General features: G+C 61.0%; 15 protein-coding genes. 5 read left to right on the plus strand and 10 right to left on the minus strand.

Annotated elements, in window-relative coordinates; genetic code table 11:
- Positions 1-37: 37 nt before the first annotated feature.
- From LVW35_RS19800 to LVW35_RS19825, 6 genes are all read right to left on the minus strand, one after another.
- The gene (locus LVW35_RS19800) at positions 38-2500 is read right to left on the minus strand and encodes an EAL domain-containing protein (RefSeq protein ID WP_233891691.1); all 2463 of its coding nucleotides are present in this window, start codon (positions 2498-2500) and stop codon (positions 38-40) included.
- A 71-nt stretch (positions 2501-2571) separates the two neighbouring features.
- Positions 2572-4374: an ABC transporter ATP-binding protein gene (locus tag LVW35_RS19805; protein WP_233891692.1), complete on the minus strand. Its 1803-nt coding sequence runs from the start codon at positions 4372-4374 to the stop codon at positions 2572-2574.
- Entirely contained in the window at positions 4367-4969 is a 603-nt protein-coding gene (locus LVW35_RS19810) for a DsbA family protein (protein ID WP_233896522.1), read from the minus strand. Before LVW35_RS19810 ends, LVW35_RS19805 begins: the two co-directional genes overlap by 8 nt.
- A gap of 36 nt (positions 4970-5005) precedes the next feature.
- On the minus strand, positions 5006-5947 hold the full coding sequence (trhO, locus tag LVW35_RS19815) for an oxygen-dependent tRNA uridine(34) hydroxylase TrhO (protein ID WP_028617236.1): 942 nt from the start codon (positions 5945-5947) through the stop codon (positions 5006-5008).
- Between the two features lie 189 nt (positions 5948-6136).
- Entirely contained in the window at positions 6137-6430 is a 294-nt protein-coding gene (locus LVW35_RS19820) for a BolA family protein (protein ID WP_233891693.1), read from the minus strand.
- A 6-nt stretch (positions 6431-6436) separates the two neighbouring features.
- Positions 6437-6955, minus strand: coding sequence for a DUF2059 domain-containing protein (locus tag LVW35_RS19825; RefSeq protein ID WP_058424992.1), 519 nt, complete (start codon positions 6953-6955; stop codon positions 6437-6439).
- Positions 6956-7147: 192 nt separating this feature from the next.
- On the opposite strand from LVW35_RS19825, the gene LVW35_RS19830 reads away from it, so the two are divergent.
- On the plus strand, positions 7148-8530 hold the full coding sequence (locus LVW35_RS19830; protein ID WP_233891694.1) for a class II fumarate hydratase: 1383 nt from the start codon (positions 7148-7150) through the stop codon (positions 8528-8530).
- Here LVW35_RS19830 and LVW35_RS19835 read toward each other — a convergent pair.
- The 3 genes from LVW35_RS19835 to pap all read right to left on the minus strand — a co-directional run bounded on the left by LVW35_RS19835 (position 8527) and on the right by pap (position 12369).
- The gene (locus LVW35_RS19835) at positions 8527-9483 is read right to left on the minus strand and encodes a DMT family transporter (protein WP_233891695.1); all 957 of its coding nucleotides are present in this window, start codon (positions 9481-9483) and stop codon (positions 8527-8529) included. The genes LVW35_RS19830 and LVW35_RS19835 overlap by 4 nt on opposite strands.
- A gap of 83 nt (positions 9484-9566) precedes the next feature.
- Positions 9567-10751, minus strand: a complete 1185-nt coding sequence (locus LVW35_RS19840; RefSeq protein ID WP_233891696.1) for a thiolase family protein — start codon at positions 10749-10751, stop codon at positions 9567-9569.
- Positions 10752-10842: 91 nt separating this feature from the next.
- Positions 10843-12369, minus strand: a complete 1527-nt coding sequence (gene pap, locus LVW35_RS19845; RefSeq protein ID WP_233891697.1) for a polyphosphate:AMP phosphotransferase — start codon at positions 12367-12369, stop codon at positions 10843-10845.
- Positions 12370-12510: 141 nt separating this feature from the next.
- Here pap and mnmC point away from each other — a divergent pair, with 141 nt between their 5' ends.
- Entirely contained in the window at positions 12511-14490 is a 1980-nt protein-coding gene (gene mnmC, locus LVW35_RS19850) for a bifunctional tRNA (5-methylaminomethyl-2-thiouridine)(34)-methyltransferase MnmD/FAD-dependent 5-carboxymethylaminomethyl-2-thiouridine(34) oxidoreductase MnmC (protein WP_233891698.1), read from the plus strand.
- On the opposite strand, the gene LVW35_RS19855 is transcribed toward mnmC, so the two are convergent.
- Complete coding sequence (locus LVW35_RS19855) at positions 14487-19316, minus strand: NEL-type E3 ubiquitin ligase domain-containing protein (protein WP_233891699.1); 4830 nt, start codon at positions 19314-19316, stop codon at positions 14487-14489. The two genes, mnmC and LVW35_RS19855, sit on opposite strands and share 4 nt — an antisense overlap.
- A 311-nt stretch (positions 19317-19627) precedes the next feature.
- Here LVW35_RS19855 and LVW35_RS19860 point away from each other — a divergent pair, with 311 nt between their 5' ends.
- The 3 genes from LVW35_RS19860 to LVW35_RS19870 are packed head-to-tail and all read left to right on the plus strand — an operon-like array spanning position 19628 to position 24346.
- Positions 19628-21400 (plus strand): N-acetylglutaminylglutamine amidotransferase, encoded by a 1773-nt coding sequence (locus tag LVW35_RS19860; RefSeq protein WP_233891700.1) that lies wholly within the window; start codon positions 19628-19630, stop codon positions 21398-21400.
- A gap of 3 nt (positions 21401-21403) precedes the next feature.
- Positions 21404-23137: an N-acetylglutaminylglutamine synthetase gene (gene ngg / locus LVW35_RS19865; RefSeq protein WP_233891701.1), complete on the plus strand. Its 1734-nt coding sequence runs from the start codon at positions 21404-21406 to the stop codon at positions 23135-23137.
- A 24-nt stretch (positions 23138-23161) separates the two neighbouring features.
- The gene (locus tag LVW35_RS19870; protein WP_010208883.1) at positions 23162-24346 is read left to right on the plus strand and encodes an osmoprotectant NAGGN system M42 family peptidase; all 1185 of its coding nucleotides are present in this window, start codon (positions 23162-23164) and stop codon (positions 24344-24346) included.
- Positions 24347-24368: the final 22 nt, after the last annotated feature.

The raw sequence follows: 24368 nt of genomic DNA on the forward strand, positions 1-24368 counted from the left end.
TCCTTTTTAAGTGTGATTGTACAGACCAGCAAATGTTTCAGCGGAATGTGCCGGGCGCCTTGAATAACAGAGGCTGCGGCCGCACAGGTCGACACTGCAAGCTATCAAAGGTAAACAATTGCGGCCGTTCAATCAGGTAGCCCTGAGCGTAATCCACACCAATTTCGAGTAACGCCTGTTCGATTTGCGGTGTCTCGACAAACTCTGCAATTGTGCGCTTACCCATGACGTGGCCGATGTGGTTGATCACTTCGACCATCGCGCGGTTAATCGGGTCGTCCAGCATATCCTTTACGAAACTTCCATCGATCTTCAGGAAGTCTACAGGTAAATGTTTAAGATAGGCGAATGAGGACATGCCTGCACAAAAGTCATCCAGCGAGAAATGACAGCCTAAGGCTTTGAGTTCATTAATAAAGCGGATTGCACTGCCTAAATTTGCAATAGCGCTGGTTTCTGTAATTTCAAAACAGATCATTCTGGGCGGAATATTGTATGTACGAAACTTCTCACGTAAAAACCCGAGAAAGTCATCATCACCAATCGTTATGCCTGACAGATTGATCGCACACATGGCCATGGGTCGATCCGGACGTTCATGCAGGCAGCGACTGATGATCTTGAACACATTCTCCACTACCCAGCGGTCCAGGGACGTCATCAAACCGTAGCGCTCGGCAGCCGGAATAAAACTGTCGGGCAGGATGATACGGCCGGCCTCGTCGTGCAGGCGCAGCAGGATCTCAATGTGCCCATCGCCACCGTCGGTGTGCCCCAACGGTGAAATTTCCTGGGCGTACAGGCAGAACCGGTTCTCTTCCAGGGCCATGTGAAGGCGCTGCACCCAGGCCATTTCGCCAAAGCGCAGGGACAGTTCCGAATCGTCGGCGTGATACACCTGCACACGGTTGCGGCCCTTTTCCTTGGCCATGTAACACGCCATGTCGGCGGTGCGCAGTGAGGTTTCCAGGGTGGTGGGAGTGTTTCCCAAGTGCACCAGACCGATGCTGACGGTGGTCATGAACGGCCGTCCCTTCCACACAAAGTGCAGGCTTTGCACGGTATGACGCAGGCTTTCAGCGATTTTTTCGGCCACCGCCGCCGGGCAGTTTTCCAGCAGGATGCCGAACTCATCGCCGCCCAGGCGTGCCAGGGTGTCGCCTTCGCGCAGGTCCGATTGCAGCAGCGCGCAGATATGCCGCAGCAGCTCATCACCAGCCGCATGGCCGCAGGTGTCGTTGACCAACTTGAACTGGTCCAGGTCGAGGAACATCAACGCATGCCGCCCATCCTGCCGCTGAGCCGTGGGGTGCAGCACCTGTTCCAGGCGGAATTCGAACTCACGGCGATTGGCCAGACCGGTCAGGGCGTCGTGGGTCGCCTGCCAGGACAGGTTGGCGATGTACTGACGTTCCTGGGTCATGTCATGCAACACCAGCACCGCCCCCGTGACTTTGCCGGCGCTGCGGATCGGCGCGCCCACCAGGGTGACGGAGACCGTGCTGCCATCCAGGCGCTGGATCGTCTTCGAATGCTCACTGCCACCGCTGAGCTGGCCCTTGACAATATGTTCAATCAAGGTAAAGCCGTCGGGCTGGGCATTGTCATCCAGCAAATTGAACAACGCCGCCAAGGGCAATCCCTGGGCCTGGGCTGAATTCCAGTGAGTCAGCGCTTCGGCTGCCGGGTTCATGTAAGTAATAGCGCCGTCGACGTCGGTGGTGATCACGCCATCGCCAATCGATTCCAGGGTAATCTGCGCGCGCTCTTTCTCTTGCTGCAGGGCGTCGGCAAATGCATGGCGTTGGGCAAGCAACTTATGGGTCCGCAGCAGCGCCAGCACGATCAAGCCCAGGGCCGTGGCCAGGTTGGTGATCAGCAGCAGCCGCAAGATCATCCGCGAGCCTTCGCCCAGCGCGTCGCTGAAGGCCTTGGCAGCTGGCGTCACGCCCTCGTTGATAGCGGTGATGTGCGCCTTCCATTGCCGCACATCGTTGGCACTGACATGGTCGCGGTTGATCGCATCGTGCATCTCCCGAGCCAGGTCATCCAGTTGCACCAGGTAGCCGTCGCCGACAGTCCACAGCTCGATGGCTTTTTCCAGGTAGCTGAAATGGCGAAAATTAAGGTACAGCCAAATCAGGCTGGAGACGTCATCCGGATGGTTGCCGCCCTTGAGGATGCCCAGGCGTGCAGCGTCCAGGTCAGGGGTGGAACGGTCCAGGGCAACCCGCAGCTCATGCCCGCCCTGGGGCACGGCGATGGCCTGCTGGTATTTGACGTAAGTGGTTTCGTCACGGTTGTCGGCGTAGAGCGTCAGGTAATAGATGGCATCTTTCTGGCCCTTGGACCACAGGCTCTCGCCAGCTACGTAGCCGCGCACCGCTGACAGCATGAAGAGACTGACACAGCCCAGCAATGCCTGAAACAGCACCACGGCGATGAAAGGCCATACGATGCCCAACAGCTTTGGCGTTCCGAGAGTCCGCTTTTGCTTCATGAAGTCCCTTGCACATGCACCGCTGGATACGCACGCGAAAATCCGCTTCCGATAGCTCAGCCTAGGCTAAATCAACGTACTTGTTGCAAGTGCCCGTAGAGTTTGGCGTACAAGCCGCCATCGGCAATCAGTTGCTGATGATCCCCGTCCTCAGCAATGTGACCGCCGTCGAACACTAATACTCGATCAGCTTGCTTAACCGCCGACAGGCGGTGGGCGATAATCAGTGTAGTACGGCCACTGAGAAATCGCGCCAGTGCCTGGTGCAGGTTGTACTCAGTGGCGGCGTCCAGGGCGGAAGTCGCTTCGTCGAGGATCACCACCTTCGGCTCGGCCAACACCATCCGCGCAATCGCCAGACGCTGGCGCTGCCCGCCGGAAAATCGCACGCCGGAACGCCCCACTACACTGTCCAATCCCTTCGGCAACGCCTTAACGGTAGCCTCAAGCTGGGCGATTTCCAGTGCCTGCCAGCACGCCTGGTCGCTGCGCTCGCGGCCCATGGTCAGGTTGGCCCGCACCGTGTCGTTGAACAGGGCCGGATGTTGCAGTACCACGGCGACGTTCTCTCGGATAGTCTCCAGACCGATTTGCTGCTGGGCGGCACCGCCAAAACGGATACTGCCGGCCTGGGGCGTGTACAGGCCGAGCAGCAGTTGCACCAAAGTACTTTTGCCACCACCGCTGGCACCGACGATTGCCACCTTTTCACCGGGCGCGATGGTCAGGTTCAATTGATTGAGCACCCGCTCTTCGCCATAGCCGAAATTGAGGCCACGCACTTCGATCCCGACAGTTTCCTGCCCGACGAATGGGTCCTCGCCCCCGGCATACTGCGGCTCGTCGGCACGCGCCAGCAACTCGTTGATTCGCGTCAGCGCCCCGCCCGCCGCGTAATAGGCGTATTGCAGGTTCAGCAGTTGTTCAACCGGGCTGATCATGAACCACAGGTAGCTGAACACCGCGAGCATCTGGCCGATGGAGAGGTCGGAGAACAGCACGGTCAGCATGGCCGCTGCGCGGAAGATGTCGATACCGAACTGGAACAGCAAACCGCTGGCGCGACTGGAGGCATCGGTCTTCCACTGGGAATGGATCGCGTAGTCACGCACTTCCTGGGCGCGCTGGCCCAGGCGCCCGAGGAAAAAGCCCTGGCGGTTGCCGGCGCGCACTTCCTGGATAGCATCCAAGGTCTCGGTCAGCGCCTGGGTAAAACGCGATGTGCTGTCGTTTTCCAGCTTTTTCAGGTGTTTGACGCGCTTGCCCAACTGCACCGTGGCGTAGATCACCAGCGGGTTGAACAGCAGGATCAACATCGCCAGTTGCCAATGCATCCACACCAGGATCGCCGAGGTACCGACCAGGGTGAGCATCGCCACCAAGAACCGGCTGAGGGTTTCGCCGACAAATTTGTCCAGGGTGTCCAGGTCGGTGACCAAGTGCGTGGTGACCGTGCCACTGCCCAGGCTTTCGTACTCGCCCAGGGAGATGCGTTTGAGCCGCTCGATCAGCCGCACGCGGATGCGGTACACGATGTCCTTGGCCAGCCGCGCGAACAACCGCGCCTGCACCACGTTGAACACCAGGGCGCCGCAACGCAGGAACAGGGTCACCAACAGCATCAGGCCGATATAACCGGCGGCCTTCTGCCAGCCCAGCGGCAACGCGTGGTTCATGACTTTGAGGGCGGCGTCGCCGCGGCCCAGCAGGACTTCGTCTACCAAAAGGGGCAACAGCAAGGGAATCGGTACGCTGCACAAGGTCGCCAGTACGGCGACGCCATTGGCGATCCACAGGGATTTCTTGTGACGCAGGGCCAGTCGGCGAATTTCCGCCCAGGTCAGGCGATCGGTGCGCTGGGCGGGTTCATGCACAGGCGGCTCGCTCCAGCCATCGACTCAATAAAGGCGACAGCTCGGACAGCGGCTGGTAACCGTTGGTCAGCAACGCCAGCTGACCATTGCGCTCGGCCAGCAGCGTAGGAAAACCGGCGATACCCAAGTCCTGCACCCAGGTGAAATCGGCAGCCGTGGCCGCGTGTTGCTCGGCCCGGTCAAAGGCGCCAGCAAACTCGATACGCGGGATGCCCGCCTGCTCGGCCAGTTCCACCAGCACGCTGGCGAGAGTCACGTCGCGGCCCTCGACATAAAACGCGCGCTGGATCAGCCCGAGCAGTGTCCAGGCACAATCCGGCGCCAGGCTACGGGCAGTGACGATGGCGCGGCAGGCCGGCTCGGTGTCATACACAAAACCGTCAGGCAACGCGCCTTCGCGCTTGAACGGCTGGCCGGTGGCGTCGGTAACCGCCTGCCAGTGCTCGAGAATGTAGCGCCGAGTTGTCGGCTCCAGCGCTGCGCCACTGCCGGTGCGCAAGCCGCCCACCACCAGGTGCAGCTCCACGCCGGCCGCCTGGGCCTGTTCCACCAACGCCTCGGCCACCGGGGCAAAGCCCCAGCACCAGGAACACATCGGGTCCATTACATAGAGCAGGCGCGCGGACATGGGTCAGGCCTCGGAAGGAGTTTGCTTGTAGTTGAAGCCAATCGGGTGCGGCATGTTGCGGGCCTTGGCCAACTCGATCTGCTTTTGTCGGTCGATTGCGCTGCGACGGGTCTTCTCCGGCAGCTTATCCCAGCAATGCGGGCAGCTGATGCCAGCTACATAGTGCTCGGAGGCGCGGTCTTCGACGCTGACGGGTGTGCGGCAGGCATGACATTGATCGTAGTCGCCTTCGCTCAAGTCGTGGCGCACGGTCACGCGATTATCGAAAACAAAGCAGTCGCCCTGCCATTTGGTTTCTGCCTGGGGTACCTCTTCGAGGTACTTCAGGATGCCACCCTTGAGGTGGTAGACCTCATCGAACCCTTCGCTGAGCATGTAGCTCGACGCCTTCTCGCAGCGAATGCCGCCGGTGCAGAACATGGCGACTTTCTTGTGCTTGGCCGGATCGAAGTTGGCCTTGATGTAGTCGGGAAATTCGCGAAAACTGGTGGTTTTCGGGTCGATCGCGCCTTCAAAGGTACCGATGGACACTTCGTAGTCGTTACGGGTGTCGATCAGCAGCACTTCCGGATCGCTGATCAGCGCATTCCAGTCCTGCGGGTCTACATAGGTGCCGACTTTCTTGTTCGGGTCGACGCCCTCGACGCCCAGAGTCACGATCTCTTTCTTGAGCTTGACCTTGGTGCGGTAGAACGGCTGGTCGTCGCAGTAGGATTCTTTGTGGTCGATGTCGACCATGCGCGGGTCTTTCTTCAGCCAGGCCATCAGGCCATCAATGCCTTCGCGGCTGCCGGAAACGGTGCCGTTGATACCTTCTTCGGCGATCAGCAAGGTGCCTTTGATGCCGTTGTCGACCATCGCCTGCAGCAATGGCTCGCGCAGGGCGACGTAATCTTCGAGGGTGACGAACTTGTACAGTGCCGCCACGACGATCGGTTGAGTCATGGGTGTTCTCTCCAGGTGGCTACCCTCGTAAGGGGTGAACCGGATAACGGCAGTTGCGAGCTTTCAGCTGCAAGCTGCATGTAAAGGCAAAAAAAACGCGCCGGCTAGGCGGCGCGTTGGGGATTGTAGCAAGAAGGCAGCTGCTGGGGCTCTAATCTTGAAGCTGGCAGCTGACAACTTGGCGCTGCTTCAATGCCCTCCAGCGCAGGTCGGCGAAGCCGGGGCTGCGTCGATTTTCGCCCATTCCTCAGGCGTGTAGGTATGCAGCGCCAGCGCATGAAACTCGCTCATCAGGTCACCCAGGCAGGCATAGACCTTCTGGTGGCGCTTGACGCGGTTGAGCCCCTCGAACTGCGGGCTGACCAGCACGGCCTTGAAGTGGGTCTGCAACCCACGGCTGTGCATATGGCTTTCATCCAGCACGCTCAGGTGGTCGGTGCCCAGAGCGGCAAGCGCCGTTTCGATACGCTGTTGCATGGTCATTCCTGCTTACTTCTTCTTGGCCGGAGCGGCGGCTTTAGGCGTCAGCTCGTTGGTCATGTCTTCCAACAGCTTATTGACCACCGGCACAGCGCTTTCCAGCTTGGCCTGGGTCATCTGGGCCGATTGCTGGGTCAGCTGCGGCATTTTTTCCAGGACTTTCTTGCCCAGTGGCGACTGGTAGAAAGCAACCAGGTCCTTGAGTTCGGATTCGCTGAAATTGGTGGTGTAGAGCTTGACCATATCCGGTTTCAGCTTCGGCCAGCCGATAGCCTGGTCCAACGCCGCGTTGGCCTTGGCCTGGTAGCTGTCCAGCACGGACTGCTTGGCGGCAGGCGCCTTGGTCTGTTCGAAACGCTGGGCAAACATTTGCTGCACTTGCATGTACACCGGGGTACCCAGCTTGTCGGCATGGGCCAGGGTAAGGAAGGCTTCGGCACTGGCGTTGTGGCTGGCGGTATCGGCGAGAACCTGGCCGCTGGCGCAAACCAGAGCAACCGCGGTACAGATGGCACGAAGACGAGTCATCGAGTTTCCTTTTCTAGCAGGCGAGGTAAGACCCCAAGGGCGCCCATTCTGCGCCTAAAAAACACCATGGCTCAACCCCACCCCTTGTCAGGCCTGGATTTGCGGGCAATGATCCGATGAAAAGTCTTTTAGGGAACCCACTGGGTCGATCAGGGCCTAAACTGCGCAAACAGACCTGAAGGAGTGTGCCCGATGAGCCGTATCGAAACCGACAGCCTGGGAGAAGTCAATGTCCCGGACGACGCTTACTGGGGCGCGCAGACCCAACGCTCGCTGGTGAACTTCGCCATCGGTGAGCAGCGCATGCCCCTGGCGGTCCTGCACGCACTGGCACTGGTCAAGAAGGCTGCCGCGCGGGTCAACGACCGCAATGGCGACTTGCCCGCCGACATCGCCCGCCTGATTGAGCAAGCTGCCGATGAAGTGCTGGCTGGCCAACATGACGACCAGTTCCCGCTGGTGGTGTGGCAAACCGGCAGTGGCACCCAGAGCAACATGAACGCCAACGAAGTGATCGCCGGCCGCGCCAACGAACTGGCGGGCAATCAGCGCGGGGGCAAGAGCCCGGTTCACCCCAACGACCACGTCAACCGCTCCCAAAGCTCCAACGACTGCTTTCCCACGGCGATGAGCATCGCGGCGGTCCAGGCCGTGCACCAGCGCTTGTTGCCGGCAATTGCCGCGCTGTCAGGCGGTTTGGCCGAACAGGCCGCCAAACACATGAAGCTGGTGAAGACCGGGCGCACTCACATGATGGACGCCACGCCGATCACCTTCGGCCAGGAGCTTTCGGCATTCATTGCCCAGCTCGATTACGCCGAGCGTGCCGTTCGCTCCGCCCTGCCCGCCGTATGCGAACTGGCCCAGGGCGGCACCGCTGTCGGCACCGGGCTCAATGCGCCCCATGGTTTTGGCGAGGCGATCGCTTCCGAGCTGGCGGCACTGTCGGGCTTACCGTTCGTCACGGCGCCGAACAAATTCGCCGCCCTCTCCGGCCATGAGCCGCTGGTCACCCTGCACGGCGCGCTGAAAACCCTGGCCGTAGCCCTGATGAAAATCGCCAACGACCTGCGCCTGCTGGGCTCGGGCCCGCGCACAGGCCTGGCCGAGGTGAAGTTGCCGGCCAACGAACCAGGCAGCTCGATAATGCCGGGTAAGGTCAACCCTACTCAGTGTGAAGCGCTGTCGATGCTCGCCTGCCAGGTGCTGGGCAATGATGTGACCATCGGCATTGCCGCCAGCCAAGGTCACTTGCAACTGAACGTGTATAAGCCGGTGATCATCCACAACCTACTGGAATCGATCCGCCTACTGGCCGACGGCTGCAACAACTTTCAGGAACACTGCATAGCCGGGCTTGAACCCGACCCGGTGCAGATGACGGAGCACCTGGAGCGGGGCCTGATGCTGGTCACAGCGCTCAACCCGCACATCGGCTACGACAAATCCGCAGAGATCGCCAAAAAGGCTTATGCCGAAGGGCTGACGTTACGGGAAGCCGCGCTGGACCTGGGCTACCTCACCGATGCGGAATTCGACCAGTGGGTGCGCCCGCAAGACATGCTCGGCGCCTAGGACGCCATGCGCAATCGCCGGGCCTTGAGCCCGGCGAGCAACGACGGGGCCAGCGCCACTGTCGCCGACCCCAGCACCACCACCAGCGCCCCGGCATAGCCCAGGGCGTTGATTTCTTCGGCCTGCACATACTCGGGCCACAGCCATGCCGCCAGGGCGACGGCCACGAAAGTCACCAGAGGTGTAAGCGCCAGCGTCGCACTGACCCGCGAAGCTTCCCAGTGGGCAAGCGCCTCGGCAAACGCGCCGTAGGCCACCAGGGTGTTCATGCAGCACGCCAGCAGCAGCCAGCCTTGCAGCGGGCTCAGTGCCAAAGCCTCCAGCGGGTGCGCCCAAGGGGTGAGCAACAAGGCGCAGGTGAGGTAGATCACCATCATCACTTGCAGCGAATTCCACACCGTCAACAACTGCTTCTGGCCCAGGGCGTAGAACACCCAGATCGAGGTGGCGAGCAGAATGGTCAGCACGCCGGCGGTGTAGGCGCCAAGGGATGTCAGCAACTCTTCCAGGCGCTGGTTGAAGAACAGGCCAAAGCCTGCGATCAGCACAAACAACCCGAGCACCTGCCCGCGAGTGAAACGTTCCTTGAACACGAACACACTGGCGATCATCAAGAAGATCGGCCCCATCTGCACCACCAGTTGCGCGGTGCCAGGGCTGAGCATTTTCAGGCCCACCAGGTACAACACGTAGTTGCCCACCAGACCACACACCGCCATCCCCACCAGCCAGCCGCCCTTGGGACCCAGCACTTTGCGGCTGGGCAAGCGTTTGGTCAGCGCCAGGTAGACGAACAGGCAACCACCGGCCACGGTCAGGCGAAACCAGGTGACGGTGATCGGGTCCATCACTTGCAGCACCTGTTTGAGTTTGATCGGCAGAATGCCCCAGAGCAGCGCGGTCAGCAGGGTCAGGAAAAAACCATAGACCCAGCGGCCGGAAGAGATGTGCATGAGTGCCCCAGAAGCCAGAGGAAGTGGAGCCGCATTCTAGGGGCACTCGATGCACTTTGTGTAGCGAACACTTAATCTGCCGATCAGCGCACCGCTTCAAATAACCCGGTGGCCCCCATGCCGCCACCCACACACATGGTGACGATGCCATAGCGCAGATTGCGCCGTTGCAACTCACGCACCAAATGCCCCACCTGCCGCGAACCGGTCATGCCGAACGGATGCCCGATGGAGATTGAGCCGCCATTGACGTTGTATCTGGCATTATCGATGTCCAGGCGGTTACGCGCATATAGGCACTGGGAAGCGAAGGCTTCATTGAGTTCCCACAGGTCGATGTCCGCCACCTGCAAGCCCTTGGCCTTGAGCAACCTGGGCACCGAGAATACCGGGCCAATGCCCATTTCGTCCGGCTCGCAGCCCGCCACAGTGAACCCACGGAAAAACGCCTTGGGCTTGAGGCCCAGTGCGATGGCTTTTTCCAGGCTCATCACCAGGGTCATCGAAGCACCGTCGGACAACTGCGACGAGTTACCCGCCGTCACCGAGCCGTCCTCGGCAAATACCGGCTTCAAGCCTTGCAGGCTGGCCAGAGTGGTGTCCGGACGATTGCAGTCGTCACGGTCGACCACACCCTCGAGCACCTGCACCTCACCGGTGCTCTTGTCCTCCACCTTGTACTTGACCGCCATTGGCACGATTTCATCATTGAACAAGCCGTCGGCCTGGGCCTGGGCGGTGCGCTGCTGACTTTGCAGAGCGTACAGGTCCTGCTCTTCGCGGCTGACGTTGTAGCGACGCGCAACGATTTCGGCGGTCTGGCCCATGGGGAAGTAAATGCCCGGCACCTGCTCTTTGAGCAGTGGGTTGATCAGGTTGTCGGTGTTGACGCTTTTCATGGTCAGGCTGATGGACTCGACGCCACCGGCAATGATGATATCGCTGCAGCCCGACGCGATCTGGTTGGCTGCGATGGCAATCGCCTGCAGGCCAGACGAGCAGAAACGGTTGAGGGTCATGCCCGCCGTGCCGGTGCCCAGTTGCGACAATACCGCCACATTGCGCCCGATGTTGTAGCCCTGCGCGCCCTCGTTGGAGCCTGCGCCGACGATGCAATCTTCCACAATGGCCGGGTCGAGGCCATTGCGGGTCAGCAGCGCGTTGACGCAATGGGCTGCCATGTCATCCGGACGGGTCTGGTTGAACTTGCCGCGAAAGGATTTGGCCAGGCCGGTTCGCACGCTGTCGACGATCACTACTTCACGCATGGGCTACCTCGATCTTGTGATGGCTGGGAGATGGATCGAGGATAGATCCAGCTCCCGACAACCGCGACGATCATTCACCCTATGGATAGGCCTACTTCTTCTTGCCTTTCTTGTCGTGCTTGTCGTGCTTGTCGGATTTGTCGAACGCCTCCTCCAGTGCCCGATTGATCGTGCGCAGCACTTTTACCCGGGCCCAACGCTTGTCGTTCGCTTCCACCAGGGTCCAGGGTGCGATTTCGGTGCTGGTGCGGTCGACCATATCGCCCACGGCGGCACGGTAGTCGTCCCATTTATCACGGTTGCGCCAGTCGTCTTCGGTGATTTTGAAGCGTTTGAAGGGGATTTCTTCACGGGCCTGGAAACGTTCCAGTTGGGTCTGTTTGTCGATGGCCAGCCAGAACTTGACCACGATCACCCCAGCGTCACGCAACTGCTCCTCGAAATCATTGATCTCGCCGTAGGCGCGCATCCAATCCGCCGTGGTGCAGAAACCTTCGATGCGCTCCACCAGCACGCGGCCGTACCACGAACGGTCGAACACCGTGAATTTGCCCCGCGCCGGGATTTTCTGCCAGAACCGCCACAGGTAAGGCTGGGCACGTTCGTCTTCGGTGGGCGCGGCAATCGGCACGATATGGTACTGACGCGGGTCCAGTGCGGCGGCAACACGCCGGATCGCTCCGCCCTTGCCCGCGGCGTCATTGCCTTCAAACACCGTGACCAGAGCGTGCTTGCGCATACGTTTGTCGCGCATCAGGCCAGAGAAGCGTGCCTGTTCAGTAACCAGTTGCTCTTCGTAATCGTCCTTGTCCAAGCGCAGCGTCATGTCGAGGCTGTTGAGCAGGCTCATCTGGTCCACCGCCGAGGGCAATGGCGCCGGGTTCATGCCGCTGGCCTTGGCCTTGGGCAACTTCAGCGCGTTTTGCAGGCCCTCCAGCAGGATCTTGCCCACGGTCAGCCCACGGTAATGCGCGTCAACGCCCTCAATCACATGCCATGGCGCATAGTCACGGCTGGTGCGGCGCAACACGCGCTCGCCAAAGTGCACAAATTTGTCATAGGTTTCGGACTGCTGCCAGTCCAGCGGGCTGATGCGCCAGCTGTGCAGCGGGTCATCGGCCAGGGCCTTGAGCCGCGCCTTCATCTGTTTTTTGGACAGGTGGAACCAGAACTTGAAGATCAGCGCGCCTTCATCACACAGCATCTTCTCCAGACGCTCGGCGCCGGCGATGGCCTGGTCCAGCCGGGCGTCCTTGATCTGCCCATGCACCCGGCCTTGCAGCATCTGGCTGTACCAGTTGCCGAAGAAAATCCCCATGCGGCCCTTGGCGGGCAGCTGGCGCCAGTAGCGCCAGGCCGGTGGTCGCGCCAGTTCTTCGTCGGTTTGCTGGTCGAAGGTGCGCACTTCGATCAGGCGCGGGTCCATCCACTCATTGAGCAACTTGACGGTCTCACCCTTGCCGGCGCCTTCGATGCCGTTGATCAGGATGATCACCGGGAAGCGCTTCTGCTGTTGCAGCTCGTACTGCACTTCCAGCAAGGCTTCGCGCAGCGCGGGCACTTCGGCGTCGTAGGTGTCTTTGTCGATGGCGTGACCGATTTCGGCGGATTCGAACATGGGCGGCTCCGTGAGTGAGTGGACCAAGACTAGCGGATTGGGCAGCAACACGCGGGAGGAAATTCCATTGGCGCTTGCCGTGGGTCAATTCATTCCTCATTGATCGGCTAGAATGGCCGCCTTGTCTTTACCGAGCCGCCCATGAACCCTGTAACCCACGCCCAACTCGACTGGGATGACCAAGGTCGTCCGCACTCGCGGGTCTTCGACGATGTGTACTTTTCCGATCAGTCGGGCCTTGAAGAAACCCGCTATGTGTTCCTCGAACAGAACCGTTTGCAGGAGCGTTTTGCTGCGCTGCCGGCGGGTGGGCGACTGGTGATTGGCGAGACCGGCTTCGGCACCGGATTGAATTTCCTCTGCGCCTGGCAATTGTTTGAGCAACACGCGAAAGCCGGGGCGCGGCTGCATTTTGTCAGCGTGGAAAAATACCCCCTCAGCCACGCCGACCTGCAACGCGCCCTCACCCTCTGGCCCGAGCTGGCAGTGTTCGCCGAGCAACTGCTGGCCCAGTACATTGCCATCCACCAAGGCTTTCAACGCATCGTGCTGGACAACGGCCGCGTGACCCTGACCCTGCTGATCGGCGACGTGCTGGAGCAATTGCCCCAGCTCGACGCACAGATCGACGCCTGGTTTCTAGACGGATTCGCCCCGGCGAAGAACCCCGAAATGTGGACCGCCGAGTTGTTCGCCGAATTGGCGCGCCTGGCCGCACCGGGCTCGACCATCAGCACCTTCACCAGCACTGGTTGGGTGCGGCGGCTGATCAACGCGGCGGGGTTCAAGATGAAACGCACGCCGGGCATCGGCCACAAGTGGGAGATCCTGCGCGGTGAGTTTGTGGGCTGGCCCGCAGAAACGGCGAAGCCCGTCGGCGCCAAACCTTGGTTCGCCCGACCTTCACCGATAAAAGGCGAGCGCAACGCCCTGGTGATCGGCGGCGGCCTGGCAGGTTGCGCCACGGCAGCCAGCCTTGCCGCACGGGGCTGGCACGTCAGCATACTGGAGCGCCACAACGCCCTCGCCCAGGAAGCTTCCGGCAACCCACAAGGTGTGCTCTACCTGAAGCTGTCGGCCCACGGCACCGCGTTGTCGCAAATGATCGTCGCGGGGTTCGGCCACACGCGACGCCTGCTGGAACACCTGCATCGCGGGGTAGATTGGGACGGCTGCGGCGTGTTGCAACTGGCCTTCGATGTAAAGGAAGCCCAGCGCCAGGCGCAGTTGGTTGCCGCCTTTGCGCCGGACTTGCTGCACCTGCTCGACCGCGACCAGGCACAAGCTAAGGCGGGAATTGCCTTGGAACACGGCGGGCTGTTTTTCCCGGAAGGCGGTTGGGTGCACCCGCCGGCCCTGTGCCAATGGCAAGCGCGCCAACCTGGTATCACCGTGCAGCTCCATCACAATGTGCTCGATCTGCGTAAAGTCGGTGACGAGTGGCAGGCCCGGGACGGCGGACAACTGCTGGCCACCGCCCCCGTGGTGGTCCTAGCGGGCGCGGCCGAGGTCCAGCGCTTCGCCGACCTGCCCCTCAAGCGCATTCGCGGTCAGATCACACGCCTGGCGCAAACCGTCGAGAGCCAGGCCTTGACCACCGTATTGTGCGCCGAAGGCTATATCGCGCCGCCGCGTCTGGGCGAGCACACCCTGGGTGCCAGCTTTGATTTCAAGCATGAAGACCTCACACCCACGGCCGCTGACCACGCTGGCAACCTGACAATGCTCCAGAATATTTCCAGCGACTTGGCCAAACGCTTGCGCACCGACACCCTCGACCCCGCCACGCTGTATGGCCGCGCCGCTTTCCGTTGCACCAGCCCCGATTACTTGCCGATTGTCGGCCCGCTGGCCGACAGTTCCGCGTTCGCCCAGGCCTATGAGTCGTTGCGCAAGGACGCACGCAGCGTACCGAATACGCCATGTCCGTGGCAGGACGGCCTGTACATCAATAGCGGCCATGGTTCCCGAGGCCTGATCACCGCACCCTTGTCAGCCGAGCTGCTGGCGGCCTGGCTTGATAATGAACCATTGCCCGTGCCACGCAGCGTGGCCGAAGCCTGCCACCCCAACCGATTTGCCGTGCGCGCACTGGTGCGCGGCAACACCACCAAAACCTAGGGCAGCGCACACCCACCCTGCTCACTTTGCCGCAACGCGCTCTGGGTCAACCGCTCCAACAGTGCACGTTCGGCTTGATCGTGCTCGCTCTGGATCGCCTTCATCTGCTCGTTATAAGCCGCATCGGTGAGGGTCTCGCGCTGCTTGAAAACTGCGTCGTAGCGGTGGTCGAACGGCGCGTTCATCGCACTGAACTCATCGGCGTGGGTACGCTTGAGGTGCTGCTCCCAGAAAGGCAGGTCCACCAGGTAACTGAGCAGCTTGGACGAAAGCTCGGCCGACTTGACCTGGTCTTCCGCATCATTCAAGTGCTGCGCACTCACCCCGCCCAGTTGAGCGAATCGCATGTGTTTGGGCTGGCCCGGCAGATCGAAACGGTCAGCCAGCCCGGTTCGATACGCCAGATGAACTTCCAGCGGATCGGCGGAGGGGTGCTCCAGGCTGTGGCTGTAGGCCAGGCGCTCAAGTTGATCGAGACGAAACAAGCCTCTGGCCAATTTCAGCAACGCCGGGGCCGTCAGCCTACCGTCTTCAGCCAGACGCGAGGCGTTGCGGATTTCCACCAGCACTTCCAGGTTGCTGAAGCTGACCGCGGCGGCGTCATCGCAATTGACTGGCGTAGCAGCACGCTGGAAAATTTTCTCACGCAGCTCGCCATCAGTGGCGGCGGCGTCGAGTACGCGCCAGACACGTCGGTCCATGTCTTCCCGCACCTTGGAAGCGTCGGCCGTCCCCCCAAGGCTGGACAATAAGTTGAACAGTCCGTCCGAACCCGGCTCGTCCCGCAGGCCGCTCCAAGTGAGATCTTTCTCAGCATACCCGGCAGTACGCTGATCCCCCAGCCAAAGGTCGCGCGCCGCCTGTTCGGTCATGCGGGCGATGTCGTCTTCCAGGTAGCCCATCCCCACGCCGTGGGCCGTACGGTAGTCACGCAGCCGTTGCTGGCTGGCCTCGTCCAGCGGGTTATGACGTAGGTTCACCGTGCTCGCGAAGCGACGCGGCATCTGGAATAACCATTCGGGTAATTCGCGGATTTCGTTCTCGCGCAGGTCGAGACTCTCTAAATAAATCAAACGCGACACCCCTTTTGGAAATGCCTTGAGTCGACAGTTGCGCAGCATCAACTCACGCAGTACGAACATACCGCTGACATCCGGCTCGTCCAGCAGCGGGTTATTGTTCAGGTTAAGCACCTGCAGGCTGGTCATCTTGGCCAGCGTGGCTCGGGAGTATTCAGTGAGTTGAAGGGCATTATCGGCCAGACACAGGAATTCAAGCTGCGGCATCTCCAACAGCACTTGAGGCAGTCGACTGATTCGGTTACGCGCCAAATTCAGGTATTTCAGCCGTTTGAAATGTTTGAGAAAGTAGGCAACGGCGTCGTCCTGGGCCGTGTCAACCAGGGACAATACGCCTATGTGTTCGAAATTGGCCTGGGGTGGCAAAGTCGGTAACGTGAAACTCAGCATACCGTCCAGGGTAAGACCAGGCACCATGCGGCGCAGGTGATCATGCCGGGAGGTCATACGACGCCACCCCCGCTCAATGGCTCTGGCCACTTGGTGTCGACTCAACCGGTAGTCCCAACGTGGCGTCACGCGAGCGTCGTGGGCCGAGCGGTCGCTGCGCCAGAATTTCAGGGCCCGTCGCAAACTGGCGTACTGCTGTTCCAGCTTCTCGACAACGGTGGCCCGCTTGAGGTGGTCATCACCGGCGCCGTTGATCAGATCAGCCAAGTCCGCGTCATTCAACAGAGGATAGAGCGCTCTCAACTTGCGCAACAAGGCCGGCTCCAGCGTTGGCGCTGCCGGTGGCGCCCCTTGAACACAAGGGAGGACTTCACTTTCAGTAGGTTGCGGTTCGCCATCCAGGTACGCGGTCACACGCCGTCGCCGGCCCTCGGTATACAGGCGAATGCGGGTCAGCAGCTGTTCATCGGCGGCGTCACCCGACAGCCCCATGTCGGCTTGACCTTCCATTGGCAGGGCATCGATCAGCGCCCGGTAAAATCCATGGGGCCCGCCGGCCATTCGGGCCACCGGCTGGCTCGCGGTATCGTACGCCTGGAAACCCTCGGCGGTCTGCACCAAGGTCCGCTGCACGGTCGCCGTGGGACTGCCCACTTGAGCGCGCACTTCGCCGCCCACGCTGTGTTGACGAAGCTGCAGGAAAAAATCACGCGGCCATCCCGGCAAGTGTTGCACCACGCCCAGGGCAACTCGCTGCGTTGAAGGCAGTGCCTGTTCAGGCAGGTACAGGCCAGTCAATGCACGATCCTCCAGGGTGCGCGCCACGGCCGCACGCGCACGCTCGGCAAGCGACAGCGGTGCGCGCCCGGTTGCACGCAAGCGCTGGCGCTGCCGATGGGAAGACTCGCACAGCAGGTCCCATGCCACTCGGTCGGAGAGCTGCGGATAAGCGTTCTTGATCGGCAGCAGCTCGCCCAAGGCCGTCCCTTCCTGATCCATGAAAAGCTTCTGCGTCAGGGCTTGTTGATGGGCCTTGAGAGTTGGCACCAAGCAACGCCGAAGCACCGCCGACGCCTCTTCCAGCGCTACCGCTTCACCCAGCAAGGTCTCACGCTCTTGAGCACTGAGTGCCTGCAACACCGTCGGCATCACCTGCCCCTGTCGGAGCTGCTGCTGAGTGAGATGCACGCTCAAGTCCTCATAATCAAAGGGGCGCACGTCCGGGTAACTGTCCAGCACGTAATCAGCGTCATCCAACAGCTCGATGAAACGCCCCTTGGGCCATCCCGGCATCAAAGGTATCGCCAGCATCTGTGTGCGCGAGGTTTCGACAGAAGGCACCTCGCCACGCTCCAATTGGCCGATGAGGCTGGCGACTCTGCGATGCTGCTCAAAGCGTACCAGGCAATCCTGAAAACGCTGCGGCAACGGCTCGTGTTCCAACGCCAACCGTTGCGCGCCGGAGAGGTGCAGGTCGGTGATTGCGGCAATTGAACTCGCATCTTCGGGGCTGAGCGCCTGCACCTGAGGATCGAGACGAGCCAAATTGTAACGTAAATCCCTCCATTGCTCGGGCCGCTCGAACGCGTGCTGCCAGCCACCGCGATGATTGTGATTAAGCGGCGGGCGGTAGGCCTCAGAGCGTAACGGATGGTTGATGCGCCATTGGCCAGTTCCGGGATCGAATGCAATGGTGTACACCGCGCCATCGATTCTGACCCACGACTTCCCTTTGGCCTGGTGGATGCCCCTGCTATCGGCGACCCACGGCTCAGGCGGCAAGGTTTGTTCGTACGGCGCCAGGCGTCGGCGCCACAACCGCGATTGATAATCGCTGGAGGAAATAGCCTCGACCTTGTCGAAAAAATCCACAGAGGTGACCCGCTTCTTGAGTGCCCCCACCACGCGCCCTCCAGCCGCAAACACCGCCATGGCGGCAAGACCTTCGCCAATATTGATCAAATGCCGCAGGGCTTCGGCATCGTCATCATGGGTCCAGTCTTGCACGCCATCGAACACTTCCCCCAGCAGTTGTCCGACCGCCACGCCCAGCATCAGGTGACCTAACACAGGTACGACGAAAGCCGCCACGTTCAACAGGTCAAGCCCTGCGTCCAGGTAGGCTGCCCAACGTGCGCTATCGGCCTCTGCGTCAACCTCTGCCGTCGGCACAGCCAATGCCAGGGCATCGCGCTGGATCTTGCCGGCAATGGAGTTGAAGTAAAATGCGGAGAAGTTAGTGACCACTGGCACGGGCGCCAACTGCCCCAAGGTCCTGTTCTGGTCGAAACGCTGGAAAAAACCCACGCGGTCGTGCTCATCCAGGTAACGTTCAAACGCGGTGCGATAGGACTTCACTTGAAGTTTCAAGGTCAGGTAACGCTCGAAATCCGCCAACGTCTCGTATTCAAACCATGGCCTGACCGGCTCATTGGGCATGTACACCAGCAGCGATCCATCATCCAGTTCACCCGGGTTTGCATCGCAGATGACCAGTACTCCCCATAGGCAAGCCCCGTCCAGATTCAGCCCTTGCCAGATCAGTGGTTTTTCCAGCAAGGGCCGGGAGGCCTGCTCATTGGCTGGGCGATCAGCCTTGATCAACTTGAGCAAACGCTCACCAACGCCAGCACTCACATCTTCCTTGGCACAGGCAATGTGCAGGTCGATCTGCATGTCCAGGTTTTTTGACTGACCGAGGTGGAAGGCGGCCGGATTGTAGCCCATGTCTCCATCCGCCAATTGCTCGTGGGGGGCGCGCAAGTTGAAAACGTCACGGATATGACGCTGGTAGGACTCTCCCAGATCCAGCTCGCGGCAATAGTCGATAAACTGTTCCGCGCTGAGCGCCGGTAACACTTGACGGGTCGCGGCGCTGAGGATCCGGGCCGAAGGCCACCTACCATTACTGCGCGCTCTGGAAGCATCGAAATTTTGCATGGCCGCTTGCACGAGGCTGAGTTTTTCCCAGGTGATCGTCTCGATCAGCCGCCCAGCCGCCGGTGGCATCGCCAAGGTCAGCTTGCGCGTGGGTAACTCCAATTGGTCCCGTTCCACGTCAACTCCCTCTACCCCCTTGCTGAGCAAAAAACTGTGCAGCCGCTCTACGCAATAGTGGTGCAACGGTTGCAGGCGTTTGAACAGGCGCTTGACCTGGTGACGGGGCAGCTTGCTGTCGCGGTGCGCGTGTTCGAGACCGGCCAGGGAAGCCGGCGTGGCCTCCACCAGCCACGCCGGTAGGGTACGGCGCAGCACCCGTGCCTTGTCCAAATCACCGGTCATGTCCAACAACAGTCCCAGTCGTTCATCTTCAGTCACCTGATCGGTAACAGCACTTAAATCGCGTTTTTCCATCATGGGCGAAGCCTCCTTGGCGCATTGCTGAGTAATAGATCACCGTAAACGCAGCGACGGCCAAAACGCATTCAAATATAGGGGCGCACAGCCCTCGATCAGATTGAAAATCCGTATGTATCAACGCTTCATGTAGCCCCCCAAGCGCACAGGCCACGCAGCACTTGGGGCCGTGCGACGGGCATCAAGGCGATGTGCCTTATAACGGATTGTTCTAAAACTCCCGCCATAGCCCCGTGTCAGTTTCTGGGTACGCGCCCTCTGGGCGTATTGAGTGTTTACCCCTCCCCAACGGAAAAACCGGTAAGGAATTTATGTGCGGATTAGCTGGCGAGTTACGTTTCGATGCCCAACCTGCCGACCTGGCGGCCATTGAGCGCATCACCCATCACCTGGCCCCTCGCGGTCCCGACGCTTGGGGTTTCCATGCCCAAGGGCCGATTGCCCTGGGCCATCGACGCCTGAAAATCATGGACTTGTCGGACGGCTCGGCCCAACCGATGGTCGATTCGCAGCTCGGCCTGAGCCTGGCCTTCAACGGCGCGATCTATAACTTCCCGGAACTGCGTGAAGAGCTGGAAGCCTTGGGCTACGCCTTCTATTCAGGGGGCGATACCGAAGTGCTGCTCAAGGGCTTTCACGCCTGGGGCGAAGCGCTTTTGCCCAAACTCAATGGCATGTTTGCCTTTGCCATCTGGGAGCGCGATGCGCAGCGCCTGTTTATCGCCCGTGACCGGCTCGGCGTGAAACCGCTGTACCTGTCGCGCACCGGCCAGCGTGTGCGCTTTGCGTCAGCCTTGCCGGCGCTGCTTAAAGGGGGCGATATCAACCCGATCCTTGATCCGGTCGCCCTCAACCACTACCTGAATTTCCACGCCGTGGTACCTGCGCCGCGCACCTTGCTGGCGGGCATCGAAAAACTGCCGCCGGCCAGCTGGATGCGCATCGACGCCAGTGGCAAGACCGAGCAGAAAGTGTGGTGGACCTTGCCCTACGGCCCACGTGACGACGAGAAAAACCTGACACTGGAAGACTGGACCGACCGCGTGCTGGACAGCACCCGCGAAGCCGTTGCGATTCGCCAACGTGCGGCGGTGGACGTCGGCGTGCTGCTTTCCGGTGGCGTGGATTCGAGCATGCTCGTTGGCCTGCTGCGAGAAGTCGGTGTGCAGGACCTGTCCACCTTCTCCATCGGCTTTGAAGACGTCGGCGGCGAGGCCGGCAACGAGTTCCAGTATTCGGACCTGATCGCCAAGCACTATGGCACCCGCCACCACCAGTTGCGCATCGCCGAAAGCGAGATCATCGAGCAATTGCCCGCGGCGTTCCGCGCCATGAGCGAGCCAATGGTCAGCCACGACTGTATCGCCTTCTACCTGCTGTCGCGGGAAGTGGCCAAGCATTGCAAAGTGGTGCAAAGCGGCCAGGGTGCCGATGAGTTGTTCGCCGGTTACCACTGGTATCCGCAGGTAGACGGCGCCAGCGATCCGTATGCGGCCTACCGCGATGCGTTTTTCGACCGCAGCTACGACGATTACGCCGCCACTGTCGCGCCAAAATGGCTGACCGCCAACGACGCCGCCGGCGACTTCGTCCGCGAACATTTTGCCCTGCCCGGCGCCGATGCCGCCGTGGACAAAGCCCTGCGCCTGGACAGCACAGTGATGCTGGTGGACGACCCAGTCAAACGCGTCGACAACATGACCATGGCCTGGGGGCTGGAAGCGCGCACGCCTTTCCTGGATTACCGCCTGGTGGAGCTGTCGGCTCGAGTACCCGGCAAATTCAAGCTACCTGACGGTGGCAAACAGGTCTTGAAAGAAGCCGCGCGCCGCGTCATTCCAAGCGAAGTGATCGACCGCAAGAAAGGCTACTTTCCAGTGCCGGGCCTAAAGCATTTGCAGGGCGACACCTTGAATTGGGTGCGTGAACTGCTGCTGGACCCGAGCCAGGATCGTGGCCTGTTCAACCCCGCCATGCTCGACCGCCTGCTCACCGACCCGCAAGGTCAGCTGACCCCGCTACGCGGTTCCAAGCTGTGGCAACTGGCGGCACTGAACCTGTGGCTCAGCGAACAAGGAATCTGATCGATGAAACCTCTCGCGGCGGCTTACAGCCAACGTTTGCTGAAGGGCCAGGCGCCTACCTATGAGCGCCTGCAGGCCCGGCTGGCTGAAGATGGCAGCCCCTTGGCGGCCGATCCGATTGCCGTGCATTGCGGTTGGGGTCGGCTGTTGATCGGGCATACCTTTCCCGACCCTGCGACCTTGGCCCAGGAACTGTTGAATGAGCAGCCTGGAGAACGCGACATCGCGCTTTACGTGGCAGCACCCCAACAGATTCTGGGGATCGACCCGCAACAACTGTTTCTCGACCCCTCCGACACGCTGCGCTTGTGGTTCAGCGACTACCGCCCCGCCACCCGCGTGTTTCGCGGCTTCCGTATCCGCCGCGCACAAAGCGAAGCGGATTGGCTGGGGGTCAATCAGCTCTACCAGGGACGCGGCATGTTACCTGTCGATGCAGAACGTCTGACACCGCGTCATCAAGGTGGCCCGGTGTATTGGCTGGCAGAGGATGAGGACAGCGGCGCGGTGATCGGCAGCGTAATGGGCCTCAATCACCAGAAGGCGTTTCACGACCCGGAAAACGGTTGCAGCCTGTGGTGCCTTGCGGTCGATCCACAATGCACACGCCCCGGTGTGGGTGAGGTGTTGGTGCGTCACTTGGTGGAACATTTCATGAGCCGTGGCCTGAGCTACCTGGACCTGTCGGTGCTGCACGATAACCGTCAGGCCAAGAACCTTTACGCCAAGCTCGGTTTCCGCGCGCTGACCACCTTTGCGATCAAACGCAAGAATGGCATCAACCAGCCGTTGTTTCTCGGTCCTGGACCGCAGGCGGAGTTCAACCCGTATGCGCGGATCATTGTTGAAGAAGCCCATCGGCGCGGCATCGACGTGCACGTGGACGACGCGAATGCGGGCCTGTTCACCCTGAGTCATGGTGGACGCCGTGTGCGTTGCCGTGAATCCTTGAGCGACCTGACCAGCGCCATCAGCATGACGTTGTGCCAGGACAAGAGCCTGACCCACAAGGTGTTGAAAGCAGCCGGCTTGAAACTGCCGTCGCAGCAATTGGCAGGCAGTGCCGATGACAATCTGGAGTTTCTCGACGAGCACCAGCGCGTCGTGGTCAAACCGCTGGATGGTGAGCAAGGCCAGGGTGTAGCCGTGGATTTGCAGAGCATCGAAGAGGTGCAGCAGGCGATTGAAGCGGCGCGCCAGTTCGACAGCCGTGTGTTGCTGGAGAGCTTTCACGAAGGCTTGGACTTGCGCATCCTGGTGATCGGGTTTGAGGTGGTCGCCGCCGCGATTCGCCGCCCTGCCGAAGTGACCGGCGACGGCCATCATTCCATCGGTGCGCTGATCGAAGCGCAGAGCCGTCGCCGCCAGGCCGCCACCGACGGTGAAAGCAAAATCCCGCTGGATGCCGAGACCGAACGCACCTTGAAAGCCGCAGGTTTCGACTACAGCAGCATCCTGCCCCGTGGCCAGACCCTGGCCGTGCGCCGCACCGCCAACCTGCATACCGGCGGCTGTCTGGAAGACGTCACCGCCACCCTGCACCCGACGTTGGTGGACGCCGCCGTGCGCGCCGCCCGCGCCCTGGATATCCCCATGGTGGGCCTGGACCTGATGGTACCTGCCGCCGATCAACCCGAGTACGTGTTTATCGAAGCCAATGAACGGGCCGGCCTGGCCAATCATGAACCGCAGCCTACCGCGGAGAAATTTGTGGATTTGCTGTTTCCCCATAGCTGAACGATCCGAACCCCAGGAGTCTTTATGAGCCGAACCATCCCCGAACCGGATCTGAATTACCTGCAAAAAGTCCTGCTGGAAATGCTCGCCATTCCCAGCCCCACCGGGTTTACCGACACCATCGTGCGTTATGTCGCCGAGCGTCTGGAAGAACTGGGCATCCCGTTTGAAATGACCCGTCGCGGTACCATTCGCGCCACCCTCAAGGGTCAGAAAAACAGCCCCGACCGGGCGGTTTCAGCGCACCTGGATACCATTGGCGCCGCCGTGCGTGCGATCAAGGACAATGGCCGCCTGAGCCTGGCGCCTGTGGGCTGTTGGTCGAGCCGCTTTGCCGAGGGCAGCCGCGTCAGCCTGTTTACCGATAACGGTGTGATCCGTGGCAGCGTGTTGCCGTTGATGGCCTCCGGGCATGCGTTCAACACTGCCGTGGATGAAATGCCGGTGAGCTGGGACCACGTGGAGCTGCGCCTGGATGCCTATTGCGCCACCCGTGCCGACTGCGATTCCCTGGGGATCGGTATCGGGGACTATGTGGCCTTCGACCCACTGCCGGAGTTCACCGAAAGCGGGCATATCAGCGCCCGTCACCTGGATGACAAAGCGGGTGTTGCCGCCCTGCTCGCCGCGCTCAAGGCGATTGTGGACAGTGGCGAACCCTTGCTGATCGACTGCCACCCACTGTTCACCATCACCGAGGAAACCGGCAGCGGCGCAGCCGCCGCCCTGCCTTGGGACGTCAGTGAGTTTGTTGGCATCGATATCGCCCCGGTCGCTCCAGGCCAGCATTCCAGCGAGCATGCGGTGAGCGTGGCGATGCAGGATTCCGGCGGTCCCTATGACTATCACCTGTCGCGGCATTTGTTGCGCCTGGCCTCGGATAACGAGCTGCCCGTGCGTCGCGACCTGTTCCGCTATTACTTCAGCGACGCCCATTCCGCCGTAACCGCCGGCCACGACATCCGCACTGCTTTGCTGGCGTTCGGTTGCGACGCCACCCACGGCTACGAGCGCACCCATATCGACAGCCTGGCTGCGCTGAGCCGTTTGCTGGGAGCGTACATCCTGAGCCCGCCGGTGTTTGCCAGCGATGCGCAGCCGGCCCAGGGTTCCCTTGATCGTTTCAGTCATCAGATCGAGCACGAGACACAGATGGAGAGCGACACGCGGGTGCCGTCGGTGGACAGCCTGGTGGGCAACAAATCCTGAGACTGGCAACTATGATCCCGGC

The sequence above is a fragment of the Pseudomonas sp. HN11 genome, assembly GCF_021390155.1.
Classification (GTDB): domain Bacteria; phylum Pseudomonadota; class Gammaproteobacteria; order Pseudomonadales; family Pseudomonadaceae; genus Aquipseudomonas.

Bases quoted from the DNA above. Each gene is read 5' to 3' on its own strand.
- LVW35_RS19800 (WP_233891691.1), bottom strand. From the start codon at position 2,500: ATGAAGCAAAAGCGGACTCTCGGAACGCCAAAGCTGTTGGGCATCGTA.
- LVW35_RS19810 (WP_233896522.1), bottom strand. From the start codon at position 4,969: ATGTGTTCCTGGTGCTGGGGCTTTGCCCCGGTGGCCGAGGCGTTGGTG.
- trhO (WP_028617236.1), bottom strand. From the start codon at position 5,947: ATGACTCAACCGATCGTCGTGGCGGCACTGTACAAGTTCGTCACCCTC.
- LVW35_RS19820 (WP_233891693.1), bottom strand. From the start codon at position 6,430: ATGACCATGCAACAGCGTATCGAAACGGCGCTTGCCGCTCTGGGCACC.
- LVW35_RS19825 (WP_058424992.1), bottom strand. From the start codon at position 6,955: ATGACTCGTCTTCGTGCCATCTGTACCGCGGTTGCTCTGGTTTGCGCC.
- LVW35_RS19830 (WP_233891694.1), top strand. From the start codon at position 7,148: ATGAGCCGTATCGAAACCGACAGCCTGGGAGAAGTCAATGTCCCGGAC.
- LVW35_RS19835 (WP_233891695.1), bottom strand. From the start codon at position 9,483: ATGCACATCTCTTCCGGCCGCTGGGTCTATGGTTTTTTCCTGACCCTG.
- LVW35_RS19840 (WP_233891696.1), bottom strand. From the start codon at position 10,751: ATGCGTGAAGTAGTGATCGTCGACAGCGTGCGAACCGGCCTGGCCAAA.
- pap (WP_233891697.1), bottom strand. From the start codon at position 12,369: ATGTTCGAATCCGCCGAAATCGGTCACGCCATCGACAAAGACACCTAC.
- mnmC (WP_233891698.1), top strand. From the start codon at position 12,511: ATGAACCCTGTAACCCACGCCCAACTCGACTGGGATGACCAAGGTCGT.
- LVW35_RS19855 (WP_233891699.1), bottom strand. From the start codon at position 19,316: ATGATGGAAAAACGCGATTTAAGTGCTGTTACCGATCAGGTGACTGAA.
- LVW35_RS19860 (WP_233891700.1), top strand. From the start codon at position 19,628: ATGTGCGGATTAGCTGGCGAGTTACGTTTCGATGCCCAACCTGCCGAC.
- ngg (WP_233891701.1), top strand. From the start codon at position 21,404: ATGAAACCTCTCGCGGCGGCTTACAGCCAACGTTTGCTGAAGGGCCAG.
- LVW35_RS19870 (WP_010208883.1), top strand. From the start codon at position 23,162: ATGAGCCGAACCATCCCCGAACCGGATCTGAATTACCTGCAAAAAGTC.